The organism is Bradyrhizobium tropiciagri, assembly GCF_001189845.1.
GTDB classification, from domain to species: Bacteria; Pseudomonadota; Alphaproteobacteria; order Rhizobiales; family Xanthobacteraceae; genus Bradyrhizobium; species Bradyrhizobium tropiciagri.
In genome coordinates, this window is record NZ_LFLZ01000034.1 from 1 (window position 1) to 13,622 (window position 13,622).

General features: G+C 65.7%; 16 protein-coding genes. 7 read left to right on the forward strand and 9 right to left on the reverse strand.

From position 1 onward, the window contains the following. The first annotated feature begins 117 nt into the window (after positions 1-117). Positions 118-330 carry a hypothetical protein gene (locus tag AKN84_RS24755; protein ID WP_050423207.1) on the forward strand — a complete coding sequence of 71 codons (213 nt, stop codon included), beginning with the start codon at positions 118-120 and terminating at the stop codon, positions 328-330. Positions 331-508: 178 nt separating this feature from the next. Here AKN84_RS24755 and AKN84_RS24760 read toward each other — a convergent pair whose 3' ends face one another. Genes AKN84_RS24760 through AKN84_RS48135 form a run of 3 tightly spaced genes read right to left on the reverse strand, consistent with a single transcriptional unit; the run spans position 509 to position 2,475 of the window. After that, on the reverse strand, positions 509-1,141 hold the full coding sequence (locus AKN84_RS24760; RefSeq protein ID WP_050423208.1) for an SCO family protein: 633 nt from the start codon (positions 1,139-1,141) through the stop codon (positions 509-511). Then, positions 1,138-2,253: an MBL fold metallo-hydrolase gene (locus tag AKN84_RS24765; RefSeq protein WP_050423283.1), complete on the reverse strand. Its 1,116-nt coding sequence runs from the start codon at positions 2,251-2,253 to the stop codon at positions 1,138-1,140. The genes AKN84_RS24760 and AKN84_RS24765 overlap by 4 nt, the downstream gene beginning before the upstream one ends. 48 nt (positions 2,254-2,301) lie before the next feature. Continuing rightward, the gene (locus AKN84_RS48135) at positions 2,302-2,475 is read right to left on the reverse strand and encodes a hypothetical protein (protein ID WP_244485472.1); all 174 of its coding nucleotides are present in this window, start codon (positions 2,473-2,475) and stop codon (positions 2,302-2,304) included. Between AKN84_RS48135 and AKN84_RS24770 the strand changes: the two genes are divergently transcribed. Continuing rightward, positions 2,474-3,181 carry a glutathione S-transferase N-terminal domain-containing protein gene (locus tag AKN84_RS24770; protein ID WP_050423284.1) on the forward strand — a complete coding sequence of 236 codons (708 nt, stop codon included), beginning with the start codon at positions 2,474-2,476 and terminating at the stop codon, positions 3,179-3,181. The two genes, AKN84_RS48135 and AKN84_RS24770, sit on opposite strands and share 2 nt — an antisense overlap. Positions 3,182-3,302: 121 nt before the next feature. Here AKN84_RS24770 and AKN84_RS24775 read toward each other — a convergent pair whose 3' ends face one another. Beyond that, positions 3,303-4,094, reverse strand: a complete 792-nt coding sequence (locus tag AKN84_RS24775) for a crotonase/enoyl-CoA hydratase family protein (RefSeq protein WP_050423209.1) — start codon at positions 4,092-4,094, stop codon at positions 3,303-3,305. An 85-nt stretch (positions 4,095-4,179) separates the two neighbouring features. Here AKN84_RS24775 and AKN84_RS24780 point away from each other — a divergent pair, with 85 nt between their 5' ends. Together AKN84_RS24780 and AKN84_RS47820 are read left to right on the forward strand one after the other, a co-directional pair. Further along, positions 4,180-4,776: a TetR/AcrR family transcriptional regulator gene (locus AKN84_RS24780; protein WP_050423210.1), complete on the forward strand. Its 597-nt coding sequence runs from the start codon at positions 4,180-4,182 to the stop codon at positions 4,774-4,776. 142 nt (positions 4,777-4,918) lie between these two features. Continuing rightward, entirely contained in the window at positions 4,919-6,094 is a 1,176-nt protein-coding gene (locus AKN84_RS47820; protein ID WP_050423211.1) for a hypothetical protein, read from the forward strand. 115 nt (positions 6,095-6,209) lie between these two features. On the opposite strand, the gene AKN84_RS24790 is transcribed toward AKN84_RS47820, so the two are convergent. After that, positions 6,210-6,884, reverse strand: coding sequence for an HAD family hydrolase (locus tag AKN84_RS24790; RefSeq protein WP_050423212.1), 675 nt, complete (start codon positions 6,882-6,884; stop codon positions 6,210-6,212). A 327-nt stretch (positions 6,885-7,211) separates the two neighbouring features. Between AKN84_RS24790 and AKN84_RS24795 the strand changes: the two genes are divergently transcribed. Together AKN84_RS24795 and AKN84_RS24800 are read left to right on the forward strand one after the other, a co-directional pair. Next, entirely contained in the window at positions 7,212-8,774 is a 1,563-nt protein-coding gene (locus AKN84_RS24795; protein WP_050423213.1) for a DUF1800 domain-containing protein, read from the forward strand. Positions 8,775-8,776: 2 nt separating this feature from the next. Next, positions 8,777-10,000, forward strand: a complete 1,224-nt coding sequence (locus AKN84_RS24800; RefSeq protein WP_050423214.1) for a DUF1501 domain-containing protein — start codon at positions 8,777-8,779, stop codon at positions 9,998-10,000. 181 nt (positions 10,001-10,181) lie between these two features. Here the strand turns inward: AKN84_RS24800 and AKN84_RS24805 are convergent, their stop codons facing one another. The 3 genes from AKN84_RS24805 to AKN84_RS24815 form a co-directional block, all read right to left on the reverse strand. Beyond that, positions 10,182-11,120 carry an aldo/keto reductase gene (locus AKN84_RS24805; RefSeq protein WP_050423215.1) on the reverse strand — a complete coding sequence of 313 codons (939 nt, stop codon included), beginning with the start codon at positions 11,118-11,120 and terminating at the stop codon, positions 10,182-10,184. Positions 11,121-11,431: 311 nt separating this feature from the next. Beyond that, a complete protein-coding gene (locus AKN84_RS24810; protein WP_050423216.1) occupies positions 11,432-11,893 on the reverse strand; it encodes a GNAT family N-acetyltransferase in 462 nt (153 codons plus the stop codon). Between the two features lie 157 nt (positions 11,894-12,050). Then, the gene (locus AKN84_RS24815; RefSeq protein WP_050423218.1) at positions 12,051-12,866 is read right to left on the reverse strand and encodes a PAS-domain containing protein; all 816 of its coding nucleotides are present in this window, start codon (positions 12,864-12,866) and stop codon (positions 12,051-12,053) included. Positions 12,867-13,078: 212 nt separating this feature from the next. Between AKN84_RS24815 and AKN84_RS24820 the strand changes: the two genes are divergently transcribed. Continuing rightward, the gene (locus AKN84_RS24820; protein WP_050423219.1) at positions 13,079-13,432 is read left to right on the forward strand and encodes a DMT family protein; all 354 of its coding nucleotides are present in this window, start codon (positions 13,079-13,081) and stop codon (positions 13,430-13,432) included. A 22-nt stretch (positions 13,433-13,454) separates the two neighbouring features. Here AKN84_RS24820 and AKN84_RS48145 read toward each other — a convergent pair whose 3' ends face one another. Continuing rightward, positions 13,455-13,610 carry a hypothetical protein gene (locus AKN84_RS48145; protein WP_167351872.1) on the reverse strand — a complete coding sequence of 52 codons (156 nt, stop codon included), beginning with the start codon at positions 13,608-13,610 and terminating at the stop codon, positions 13,455-13,457. Positions 13,611-13,622: the final 12 nt, after the last annotated feature.

Consider the following 13,622-nt stretch of genomic DNA (forward strand, 5'->3'; position numbering starts at 1 on the left):
CTCCCTCGCGGAGACTCCCCCTCATCCCGACCTTCTCCCCGCAGGCGGGGAGAAGGGGAAGTCGCGATCGCGCTCGGGTCGTTGAAGGAGACATGCGATGACTGAGACCACGGACGCCTGGTGCTCGATCTCGTCGAATGGGTCGCCCGCGAGCCGCGGCCTTACGCCGAGGTGCTCGAGGTCTGGCGCACCTCATGCCCGCGGCTGACGATCTGGGAGGACGCGGTCGACCGCGGCTATGTCGCGCGCCGTCCCTCGGTCGAGGGCCTGCGGGTGATGGTGACGGAAATCGGCGAGACCTTCTTGCGCGCGCATGGGCGGATGCATTGAGGACGTACCCCGGCGATGCTTTCTTCACCTCTCCCGCTTGCGGGGGAGGTCGGATTGCATCTAGATGCAATCCGTGGTGCTCTCTCCACAAGATGACTCGTGGGGGAACCCCCACCCCGGCCCTCCCCCGCAAGCGGGAGAGGGGGAGTAGTCCCGATGCGGCGCCGGTAATGCCAACTCAACGCGCCGGCTCCGCGAGCCTCGGTCTGATGATCTCGACCATGCGGTCGGCCGAGGTGCCCGGCGGGAAGAAGCCGAGATAGTTGCCGTCGCGGTCCATCAGATAGATGTAGGCGGTGTGATCGACGGTGTAGTCGCCGTCCTTCAGCGGGACCCTCGCGTAATAGACCTTGTAGGCATCGGCGACCTGGCGGATCGCTTCACCGCTGCCGGTCAGCCCGATCAGGCGCGGGTGAAACAGCGGCACGTATTCGGCGAGATGGCTAGCGGTGTCGCGCTCGGGATCGACCGTGATGAAGATCGGTTGCACCCGGTCGCCGTCAGGGCCGAGTTTGTCGAGCGCGAGCCCGATCGCCTGCAGATCGGTCGGGCAGACGTCCGGGCAAAAAGTGAAGCCGAAATAGACCAGCATCAGCCTGCCGCGGAAGTCCGCGTCGGTGCGCGCATGGCCGGCCTGATCGGTCAGCGCGAACGGACCGCCGACCGGCTCCCTGCTCCACATCAGGATGTCCATGATCTCGGCGGCCGAGCGCGCCGATTGCTGTGCCGTATCGCCGGCCAGCACGGGCGCCAGCGTCAGCCACAGGCCGGCGCCGGCGCACGCAATGCTGCGCAGGATCGATCGGATCATATGCCGAAGGAGAGGCGGCTGCCGGTGGTGGTGACCATCACCTTGTCGCCCATCTGCGCGGTCGCCTCCTGCACGAAGTTGAGCCCGGAGCAATGCATCGGGATCAATACGTCGGGGTCGAGCTTCTTGATCTCGGCCACCACCTCGGTGAGGTAGTCCTTCGGCGCCGGCCCGAGATGGAAGCCGCCGACGATCGCGTGCACCTTCTGGATGCTGGAGACCTCCTGCGCCTGCTTCACCGAATTGACGATGCCGACATGGCCGCAGGACGAGATCACGACCAGGCCGAAATCCTTCACATTGAAGCAGGTGGCGTGCTCGTGGATGTGCTCGTCCGGCACGATCTTGCCTTCCATCTCGGCCGGCAGATAGTGGCTGGCGTTGCAGCCGAGCCCGTCCTTCATGCTGAACTCGACCCAGGTCTGCGGCAGCACGCGCTCGATGCTGCGGCGGGTGATCTTGCCGGTCGTGAAGGCGTGGCCGGCGATCACGGTCGGGGTCTCGCATAGCACGGTGGTGACGCGTTGCGCGGCGAGCTGGCGGCGATCCAGCGTGCCGAAATCGGCGAACTGGCCTTTGGTTGGGGTCGCGCTGACGCGGTGGCAGAAATTGTCCTCGCCGCCGGCATAAAGCTTCACGTCGGCCGGCAGCTTGTCGCGGAATTTGTCGAGGAAGCCGTTGAGGCCGCCGAAATGGTCGTAATGCCCGTGGCTCACGATCAATGCGTCGAGCTTCGACGGATCGACGCCGACCAGTTCCATGTTGTTGAGCAGGACGTCCGGGGTATAGCCGTAGTCGAGCATCAGCGTGCGCTGCGCGCCCTTGGCCTCCGACTCCAGCCACAGCGACAGGCCCCATTCATTGTGCAGCGAGCGCTGGTAATTGGCGTTGCGCGACGCCGGGACGATTGAGACGCCGTTGGCCTGTTTCGGCTTGAAGAAGATGTCGAAGCTGGAATCGACCAGCACGCGGATCGACAGCTTGTCGACGGTCGGCACCTCGATCGGTGCGGCGCTCGCGATCTCGACGCAAGAGAATGCGCCCGCGGCCGCCGCGCCCGCGATCGCCGCCGAGCCTTTCAGGAAATCGCGTCGTGCCAACTCACGTGTCATCATAATCCCCCTTGTTCTGAAAATTCTTCAATTCGAAGCACGCGGAGCCTAGGTGCAATCGGGGCGCGGCTCAATCGGGCGCTTGCGTTGTTTGCAGATCACATTCGCGCGCTGTGCAATGCGCTGCCATTGACTTGGCTGCCGCTTTGCGCCCAACTTCATGCATTCGCATCTTTTCGCCGATGCGTCAGCAATCCCTTGCAAATGCAGGATCACGCCCATGATCGATCTCCACTATTGGTCCACGCCGAACGGTCACAAGATCACGATGTTTCTTGAGGAGACCGGCCTGGAGTACAAGGTTTTCCCGGTGAACATCGGCAAGGGCGATCAGTTCAAGCCGGACTTCCTGCAGGTCGCGCCGAACAACCGCATTCCGGCCATCGTCGATCACGCGCCGAAGGGCGGCGGCAAACCGATCTCCTTGTTCGAATCCGGCGCGATCCTGCTCTATCTCGCCGAGAAGACCGGCAAGTTCCTCCCCGAAGATCTCTACGGCCGCTATGACGCGATCCAGTGGACGTTCTGGCAAATGGGCGGGCTCGGGCCGATGGCCGGGCAGAACCATCACTTCCGCAACTACGCGGTCGAGAAGCTGCCTTACGCGATCGAGCGTTATGTGAACGAGACCAACCGGCTCTATGGCGTGCTCAACAAGCGCCTTGCCGACCGCGAATTCATCGCCGGCGACTATTCGATCGCCGACATGGCGAGCTATCCCTGGGTCGTGCCCTACAAGAACCAGGGCCAGGAGATCGACGACTTTCCGCATCTGAAGCGCTGGCTGGAGACGATCGGCAAGCGCCCGGCGACCGAGCGCGCCTATGCCAAGGCCAAGGAGGTCAATCCGAACTTCGGCCAGCCCGCGATCCGCACCGAGGAGGAGCGCAAGCTGCTGTTCGGGCAGACCGCGGCGGTGGTTCGGTAGGACTCGGCTCTCTCCCCCTCATTGCGAGGAGCGAAGCGACGAAGCAATCCATCCTTCCGCGTACGCGGATCGATGGATTGCTTCGCTTCGCTCGCAATGACGGTGTGGGCGCGAGCGCGGGCTACGCCCCCACATACTTCGCCGGCCGCCGCTCCTTCCACGCCGCCAGGCCCTCAGCGAGATCGCGGCTCGGCACCAGCGCGGCGAACTGCTCGCTCTCGACCAGGAGGCCTTCGGCAATCGGCATGTTGAGCCCGCGTGTCACCGCGGTGATGGTGCCGGCGACGGCGCCGGGCGAATGCCTGGTGATGCGGCCGGCGAGATCGCGCGCCGCCGTCAACAATTGCTCGTGCGGCACGATGCTGTTGATCAGCCCGATCTCGCGCGCGTGCTCGGGCGGGAACGGATCTCCTGCGAGCAGCAGCTCGAGGGCGCGCTTGCGACCTGCCAGCCGCGGCAGCCGCTGCGTGCCGCCGAAGGTCGGGGGCATGCCGAGCTTGATCTCGGGTTTTGCAAACAGCGCGCGGTCGCTGGCGATGGAGAGATGCACGGCTTCGGTGATCTCGCAGCCGCCGCCGAAGGCAAGCCCGTTGACCGCGGCGATCACAGGCTTCTTGAACGCCTCGAGCCGCGCGGTCATGGCTTGTCCCCGGCGAACGAAGTCGCGCACCGCAACAGCCGCTCCCTGTTTGACGCTTTCGGAGAACTCCTTGATGTCGGCGCCTGCCGAGAACGCGCGCTCGCCGGCGCCGGTCAGGATCACCGCGCGCACCGCGGCATCGCCCTCGATGCGGTCGAGCGCCGCCATCAACTGATCGATCAGCGCGTAGTTCAGCGCGTTGAGCTGCTCAGGACGGTTCAGGGTGATCAGGGCGGTCCCGTCTTTGATCTCGAGCAGAATGGGTTCGGGCATGTGCAATCTCCGGCATTGGTGTCGGAGTCGAATGTAGAGGCCGCCGGAATTTGTGTATATTCACTGGTTAGTATACATACGACGGATGCCCAGACCCTCCGAGCCCACCCGCGCGCGCATCGTCCAGGCGGCGAGCGCGCTGTTCTACAATGAAGGCATCCGCCGCGTGAGCGTCGACGAGGTCGCCGCCAAGGCCGGCCTCACCAAGCGCACGCTGTATTATCACTTCAAGAGCAAGGACGATTTGGTCGCCGCCTATCTCGCCGCGCGCGACCAGCCCAACCTCGCGCTGTTCCGGACCTGGTTCGCGGAGGCCGAAGGCGGCCTGCCGGCGAAGGTCGAGGCGATCTTCAAGAACCTCGCGCGCTCGGCGCGGCATCCGAAATGGAAAGGCTGCGGCTTCCTGCGCACCTCGGCCGAGCTCGCCAACCTGCCCGGCCATCCCGCGATCCGGATCGGCGCCGCGCACAAGAAGAAGTTCGAGGACTGGCTGCGCGCCACTTTCGCGGAGCAGGGGATCGCCGATCCGCTCAAGCTGGCGCGGCAGATCCTGCTGCTGCTGGACGGCTCATTCGCCGTCGTGCTGTTGCATCGCGACGCGAGCTACATGGAGACGGCGGGCGAGGCCGCGCGCACGCTGATCGAGACGGCGCTGGCGAAGCCGAGGCGAAAACGGGGGTAGGGCGTGAGTTGCATTCGGGCAACATCGTTCGGAAAGATGGGGCGTTAACCTTCTTTCGCCATTGCGCGACCACGCCCTGAGCAGACAATCCGCATCGTCACATGCTTGCAATCTGGCTCCCGAGGAGCCCGTGGAGGCTGGGATGATGAACTCGCGGCGGGTGCGGGCGGCGGCATTGAGCGGGACGGTCGTTCTGTCGGGCTGTATTGTCTCGTGGTTTGCGGCGTTCGGTTCGGCTGGCACCGAGAAGATCGGTGCGTCGGTCACCGATGCGTCAGTTACCGGTGCGGCGGTTGACGAGTCCCGCACACCTGCAGTCGTCGCCGATGCCGTATCGGCGACATCGCCAGCAACTGCCGCGTCGAACGCTGCCGTCGATGGCCCTCACTCACCGGCCATGAGCGAACAGGAAGCGGTGGCGACCGCCCACGCTGCGCCGACCGTCCACGAGGCGGAACCTGTCGTCGAGGCCGCGTTGACCGATCCGGCGCTGCCGCCGGACATTCAACCGCCGCTGGCGCCGGCAGCGAACACGCCGGATCCGGAGCCTCGCGTGGCCAAGCCGGCGGTGGACTCCGTCGAAATCCTTGACGAGTGCTGGGATGTCAACGCCTGCGTCGATCGCTATCTGTGGGCGCTCTATCAAAGGACGCCCAAGGAAGACACCATCAAGGTGCCGGAGCAGAGGCAGGTGACGGTCAAGAGAAAGAAGAAGATGGTGACGGTCACCAGAACCTTCACCAGGCTCGTCGATGAGGATTTCGCCTGGAAGGACACCAAGGCGGCCGAAAGAGCCGGCATGCCGATGATGGACTACGTCATGGGAGGCGTCGATCGGAGCTTCAAGCTGAAGCTCTTTCATGCGCTTCTCGCGGCGGAACAGGCCGGCCTGTCGCCCGGCATCACCAGCGCCTTCCGCGATGACTACCGCCAGTCGATTGCAAGCGGGCTGAAGGCGGCCAGCAACAAATCGTATCACGGCGGCAGCTTCCGTGGCGGCTACGGCCATGGGCTCGCGGCCGACATCGTCAGCATCGACGGCGCGACACGCGACGACCGTTGGAGATCGTCGGAAAGGCTCTGGAAATGGGTCGACGCGCACGGCAAGGAGTTTGGCGTCGCGCGCCCCTATCTCGATTTTGACCCGCCCCATCTGGCGCCGATCGATGGCAAGGAATATGCCGCTCACCGCGGTGGCGGCGAAACGCGGCACGCGGCGCGGGACGCGAAGACGCGCAGCCGCCACGCGGCGCACGACAATCGCGCCGCGGTGAAACGCGCAAAGACCGCGAAGTCATCGAAGGTGCGAACGACCTGAGCGGGCTCGCGATGGTGCGTATGGTGGGTTAGCCCACCGGAGCGACGCAGAGCGCGTCCGATGACGGCTCCGGCGTAACCCGCCAGCGTGGTACCCGAAGTGCTCGCAATGACGCTTAAACCGCGCCGCGCTCCTGCAACAGCGCCAGCACCGCGTTGAGGTCGGGCAGCACGGCCGCGCATTTCGCGCGGGTCTCTTCTGTCGGCGGCGCCATGTCGGGGACCATCAATGTGATCGCGCCGGCGGCGTGCGCGGCGGCGACGCCGTGGTTGGAATCCTCCACCGCGATGCAGGCGGCCGGCGTCACACCAAGCCGCGCGGCGGCCTTGAGATAGAGCGCCGGATCCGGCTTGCCATGCGTCACATCGTCGAGAGTCAGCAGCGTATCGAAACGATCGCGGATCCCGGCGAGGGTGAGATGGCGCTCGGCGGTACGGCGCGATGACGAGGTCACGATCGCGGTCCGGCAGTCGGCCGCGGCAAGGCCGTCGAGCAGCTCGATCGTACCGGGCTTGAGCGGCAGGCCGGCGTTGAACATGCGATCGCGGGTAACGATGAAGGCGCGATTGACCTCGGCAAGCGGAAATGCCGCGCCGTAATGCTCGCGCAGCATCGCCTCGCAGACCGGGCCGGGAAGCCCGACCATGGAATGGCACAGCGCGACGACGTCGTCGGTGTAGCCGCATGCATTGAGCGCCGCGACCAAGCTGTCAAAGTAGACCTTCTCGGTGTCGAGCAGCGTGCCGTCCATGTCGAGCAGGACAGCGTCGACGGTCCAGGACGTGTTCACTTGTATGTTCACTTGCCGCTCACCGCTGCTTGTTGTTCCGCCAGTTTCCGCAAGCATGCCGGGCACAGGCAGTCGGCGCTATCGGTTGGCATCGGCAGGCGAAAGCTCTCGTCGAAGCACCAGCACGATCCCGTGAGCGAGCAGGAGAACTCGCTGCCGCAGGCCGTGCAGGCGAGCCGGCGCGGTGATGCCTGTTCGGAACGATCGCTTGACGAGAGGTCCATTTCTAACCGCGATTTAATGCGCGAATTAATCTCGGGTTCATCCCGGACCGCGCTATGATGCCGGCAACTGATATAGCCGGGATAGGCCGTTAAGGGAATTCTGATGGCCCGTGATTCGCAAGCCGCGCTGATTGCGCTCAACCGGTTTGGATTTGGCGCCCGCGGCGGGGCGTCCGGCGACTTCATCAACGCAGCCTCCGATCCGCGCGGTTTCGTGCTGGCGGAACTGGCGCGTCCGAACGGCGCGCTGCTTGAAGTGCCGGGCCTGCTCTCGACGCCGGAGCTCGGCAAGCAGGTGTTCGACTATCAGTTCGAGATCCAGCAGGCGCGCAACGCCGCGAAAGCCGCGCAGCAAGGCGCGAGCGAGACGCCGCCGCAAGACGCAAAGCCGCAACCGCGGCGCAATCTGTCGCTGTCGACTGCTGCGAAGGAGATCGCCGGCAGGGATCCGGCGATGCAGCCGCAGGCCGCCGATGGCGCCAATGCGGCGATGTCGTCGTCCGCGACGATGCAGCCATCGGTCAATCCGCCGAAGCCACCGGCGCAGCCGCTCAACATCATCCAGAAGACTTTTCGCGCCGAGGCGCTGGCGCGGCTGCAACGCGGCGTGGTCGCCGATTGCGGTTTCGTCGAGCGGCTCGTGGTGTTCTGGTCCAACCACTTCTGCATCTCCGCCAACAAGGGCGCGCTGGCGCGGATGTGGGCCGGCTCGTTCGAGCGCGAGGCGATCCGCCCGCACGTGCTTGGTCGCTTCGGCGACATGCTGAAAGCCGTCGAGCAGCATCCGGCGATGCTGTTCTTCCTCGACAACCAGCAATCGCTCGGGCCGGAGTCGCGCGCCGGCATCAACCGCAATCGCGGCCTGAACGAGAACCTCGCGCGCGAGATCATGGAGCTGCATACGCTCGGCGTCGGCGGTGGCTACACCCAGGACGACGTCACGGCGCTGGCGCGCGTCATCACCGGCTGGACCTTCGCCGGCCGCCGTGGCCAGCTCGGCACGCCCGGCAGCTTCGTGTTCAACGCCAATGCGCACCAGCCCGGTCCGCAGCAGGTGCTGGGCAAGACCTATGCGCAGGCCGGCGTCGCGCAGGGCGAGGCGGTGCTGTCCGACATCGCGCGGCATCCCTCCACCGCGAAGTTCATAGCGACCAAATTCGCCCGTCACTTCGTCGCCGACGATCCGCCGCCGGCGCTGGTGGCGAAGTTGCAGGACACCTTTACCAGGACGGACGGCGATCTCAGGGCCCTCGCCACCGCGCTCGTTCAGTCGAACGAGGCGTGGCAGGCGCCGCTGACGAAGATGCGTTCGCCTTACGAATTCCTGCTGGCCTCCGGCCGGCTGCTGGCGCGCAATCCCGAGGACCCGGGCCGCTATCTCAACGGCCTCAATTTGCTCGGCCAACCGCTGTGGTCGCCGGCCGGGCCGAACGGTTTCCCCGACACCGCGGCGGCCTGGGCGGCGCCTGAAGGCATCAAGCTCAGGCTCGACATTTCCGCGCAGCTCGCCTCCCAGCTGGCCGACCGGTTCGACCCGCGCGACCTGCTCGAACTCGTTGCCGCGGATGCCGCCGCGCCGGAGACGCGGCGCACCATCGAGCGCGCGGAATCGCGACAGCAGGCGCTGGCGCTGCTGTTGATGTCGCCGGAATTCCAGAGGAGGTGACGATGGATTGCTCCGAGAGCCTGACGATGCAGGCGACGTCGCGACGCGCGCTGCTGCTCGGCGGCGCCTCCTTTGCGGCCTGGGCCTATTTGCCGAAATTCGCGCGCGCCGCCGATGGCCGCGATCCGCGTTTCGTCACCATCATCCTGCGCGGCGCGCTCGATGGCCTTGCCACTGTCGCGCCGATCGGTGACCCCGATTATGCCGGTCTGCACGGCGCGATCGCGCTCCGCTCCGATGGTCCGAACGCGGCCGTGATGCTCGATCCGTTCTTCGGCCTGCATCCGGCGATGCCGGAATTCGCGCGGATGTACCGCGCCAAGCAGGCGGCGGTGGTGCATGCGGTGGCGACCTCCTATCGCGACCGCTCGCATTTCGATGGCCAAGATGTGTTGGAGAGCGGCTTCCCCGGTCCCGGCCGCGTGCAATCCGGTTGGCTCAACCGCGCGCTCGAAGCATTGCCGAAGGGCGAGCGGGTGACGAGCGCGCTGGCGGTCGGCCCGACCACGCCGCTGGTGTTGCGTGGCGCAGCGCCAACCGTCGGCTGGGCGCCGACCGCGCTGCCGCAGGCCGCCGACGACACCGCGATGCGGCTGCTCGATCTCTATCAGCATCGCGATCCGACGTTGGCGAGCGCGCTGACGCAGGGCTTGCAGCTCGAGAAGCAGGCGCAGGGCGATGAGATGAAGCCGAAGCCCGGCGGCGGCGGTGTGGCGGCGATGCGCCTCGTGGCGCGCGGCGCCGCCAAGCTGATGGCGGCCGATGACGGCCCGCGGATCGGCGCGCTCGCCTTCGACGGCTGGGATACTCACGCCAATGAGGGCGGCCCGGTCGGCCGGCTCGCGCAACTGCTCGGCGGTCTCGACGGCGCGCTGGCGGAATTCCAGAGCGGCCTCGGCGCGCGATGGCGCGACACCGTGATCGTGGTCGCGACCGAGTTCGGCCGCACCGCGCGCATCAACGGCACCGAAGGCACCGATCACGGCACCGGCACCATCGCGCTGCTCGCCGGCGGCGCGGTCAATGGCGGTCGCATGATCACCGATTGGCCGGGGCTGAAGGTAGCCAATCTCTACCAGGCCCGCGACCTCGCCCCGACCACCGACCTGCGCGCTGTGATCAAGGGCGTGCTGCACGACCAGTTCGGCCTCGGCGAGCGCGTGCTGGCGGAGACGGTGTTTCCGGATAGTGCGCCGGCGAAGCCGATGAAGGGGCTGGTGGTGTAAGCGCCAACCCCAATCACCGCGTCGTCCCGGCCAAGCGAAGCGCGAGCCGGGACCCATAACCACCGAACGCAGTTACTCGAGAACACTGGGGCCACAGCGCGGCGCGACCACGAAGACCTGTGGTTATGGATCCCTGCTTTCGCAGGGACGACAGTTGCGCCTGTGGCTTCAGCGGGGCGGACTACTTCGTAATCCGATCGATCTCCGCCATGTCCTCCGCGCTCAGCTTCCAGCTGATCGCCTTGACGTTCTGCTCGACCTGCTCGGGGCGCGTCGCGCCGGCGATGACGCTTGCGACTTGCGGGCGGGCAGCGAGCCAGGAGAAGGCGAGCTCGAGCATGGTGTGGCCGCGCTCGCTGGCGAAGGCCTGCAGCTTCTCGACGATGTCCTCGTTGCGCGGCGTGACGTAGCGATCCTTCAACGCCGGCGCCTTGGCGAAGCGGGTGTCGGCGGGCGCGGCGGCGCCGCGCTGGTACTTGCCGGTCAACAGGCCACTGGCGAGCGGGAAGAACGGCAGCAGGCCGAGATTGTATTGCTGCGCCGCCGGCAGCAGGTCCTTCTCGATGCCGCGCACCAGGAGGCTGTATTCGTCCTGGCACGACACGAAGCGGTTCACGTTCATCTGACGCGCGACGTATTCGGCTTCCGCGATCCGCCATGCCGGGAAGTTGGAGTTGCCGATGTAGCGCACCTTGCCCTGGCGCACGAGATCGTCGAGCGCGCGTAGCGTCTCGTCGATCGGCGTCAGCGGATCGTAATCGTGCTGCTGGTAGAGATCGATGTAGTCGGTCTTCAGGCGGGTGAGGCTCGCCTCGACCGCGGACATGATGTAGCGCCGCGATGCGCCCTGCTTGGTGCCGTCGGTCGCCATCGGCTTGGAGAATTTGGTGGCGAGCACGATGTCCTTGCGGCGATCGCCCAGCACGGTGCCGAGCACGGTTTCCGAGCCGCCCATGCCCGCATAGATATCGGCGGTGTCGAACAGGGTGATGCCGAGATCGATCGCCTTGTGGATCACCTTGCGCGAGGTTTCCAGATCGGTGCGTTGGCCGAAATTGTTGCAGCCGATGCCGACCGCGGACACGCGCAGGCCGGAGCCGCCGAGATTACGAATTTCCATGAGACAATCCTGTGGGATAGGCGAGGGAGTGCGCCGGATTGTGACGCGCACGGCGCAGGCCGGCAAGGTGCCGCCCTACCGCCAGTCACGCATGGCAATGTCGCAAAAAATGCAGTGTCACAAAGGATGCTGCGTCGCAAAGCACGCGGTGTCACAAAAAAAGCGGTCCCGGTCAGACGCGGCGACTGACGGGGACCGCTCGGGGCGAAGATCTGAGACGGGGGGCCTGATCTTACGCGAGCGGAAGCGTAGCCGGGCTTTGTAACGTGCCGGTGACACCTCTGTGCAATCCACAGGGTGCGAATGCGCGCTCAGAGAATCTTGCGATAGATGACGAAGCCGGGCTTGTCCGCGACCTTGTCATAAAGCTGCATTGCGGTGTGGTTGGTCTCATGCGTCTGCCAGTAGACGCGTGGCGAGCCAACAAGTTTCGCCTGGGTGTAGACGCCGTTGATCAAGGCGCGGCCGACGCCCTTGCCGCGCGCGGCTTCGCTGGTGAAGAGGTCCTGCAAATAGCAGGTCGGCGCGATCGCGGTGGTCGAGCGGTGAAACAGATAGTGAGTCAGCCCGAGCAGCCTGCCGCCGGCGTCGGCGACCAGCGCATGCACTGGCTCATAGGCGTCGAAGAAACGCTCCCAGGTCATCGCGGTGATCTCGGGCGCGAGCGCAGTCGGTCCGGACCGCTCATAGAAGGCGTTGTAGCCGTCCCACAGCGGAAGCCATTGGGCGTAGTCGTCGCGCGTGACGAAGCGGATGGTGACGTCGTTGGACATGAGCGATCCCTGGATGATCCCGCGTGATGCGATGTTTGCGCATCGCCTCGCAACGTTCTAGAGCATGATCCGGAAAGGTGCGAAGCGGTTTTCCGAAGCGATCATGCTTAAAAGTGGCGTCGCTATCCCGTGGGATCAATTGCAGCGCGGTCGCGGCTCACTCGGCGGCGCGCAGCAGCCTTGCGAGATGGCGTTCGCGCCCGGCGCGCTGCGCCCGGTATTCGTCGGCGCGGGCGGGATCGTCGGTGTGCCGCACGAGGTCGGTGACCGGCGTATAGCTCAGCATGCGGCCGCCGTCGGGCAGCGCCGTGCAGCTGAAACGCAGCACCTGGCCGTCGGCGAGATTGAGGTTGATCGGCGTGGAATCGCCTGCGCGCATCATCTCGATGCGCTTGGTGACGAACGCGCTCATCTCGTCTTCCGGCAGCTCATAGGCGCCGGTGTCGCGGCCGTGATACATCAGCGCGACGAAGGGCGGCTTGCTGTCGGCCTGCGCGTCGGACAGCGCGAAATAGTCGCGGAAGGCGCGATTGATGAATTCGGCGCGGGTGTCGGCGTCGAGCAGCACGATGCCGATGTCGACCTGGTCGAGCGCGGCGGCAAGCCGCTCCGAGGTGGCGTGATGCTGCTGGTCCGCGGCAAAGGCATCGATCCATTTCTGCCGCAGCATTCCGGTGATCAAGGCCGTGCCGGCCGCGGTCGCGGCCAACAGCAGCATCCGCGCGACGTCGGCTGTGTCGTAGCCGGGCAGCGCGCGGTGATCGAGAAAGAACAGCGCCGAGGCGGCCACCGCGATCGCGGCGGAGACCAGCCCGGAGGTGATGCCGCTGATCGAGCTCGCCAGCGCCACGATGCAGACGAACAGCGGCGCCGGATTGGGGACGGTGACCACCAGGCGATCGATCAGGAAGGCGGCAAGCGCAATGATCGCCGTCAGCGCAGGACCTGAAATTGCACGCCAGTCGAACCGCATGCGCGTTCTCGCTATGTGTCGAACAAACGATAAAGCCGCAGTTTGACGACAGAGCCGCAACGGCGCCGGGATTTCCGCCCCGACCGTTAAGCGGCCCTTGCGCGGTCCGAGCCAGCTTTCGCTGCTTTCAAATCAAATGATATGTAGATCGGGATGGGAACCCGCTTCCGTGCCTGCGGATTACCGCGTGCTTTGCTTGCAAGAGGACATCGATGCCCGCCATTTCGCCGTCGCTACTGCCGATCCTGATGCTGTTTGCCTCGAACGTCTTCATGACCTTCGCCTGGTACGGTCATCTCAAGTTCAAGGATCATTCGCTCCCCATCGTCATCATGGTGAGCTGGGGCATCGCGTTCTTCGAATACTGGCTGGCGGTGCCGGCCAATCGCTGGGGCAGCGAGGTCTACAGCGCGGCGCAGCTCAAGACGATGCAGGAGGTGATCACGCTGGTCGTGTTCGCCGGCTTCTCGGTGTTGTACCTGAAGGAGCCGCTGGGCTGGAATCACGCGCTCGGTTTCGCCTTCATCGCCGCCGGTGCGTTCTTCATCTTCCACAGATGGAGCTAGCGCATTTGCGCTGGAGCGTGCGCTAGTGGCGCGGGGCCTGCTTGGCGGCAGGCGCCGTCACGTGCGCCGGGTGCGCGCGATCTTCGCCCTGCGTGCCGGTCACGATCAGGAGCGATGCCGCCAGCAGGATCGCCGCTGACAGCGTCACGGTCACCAGTCCGACGGGGGTCTTCATCATGTCGCGCCGCTG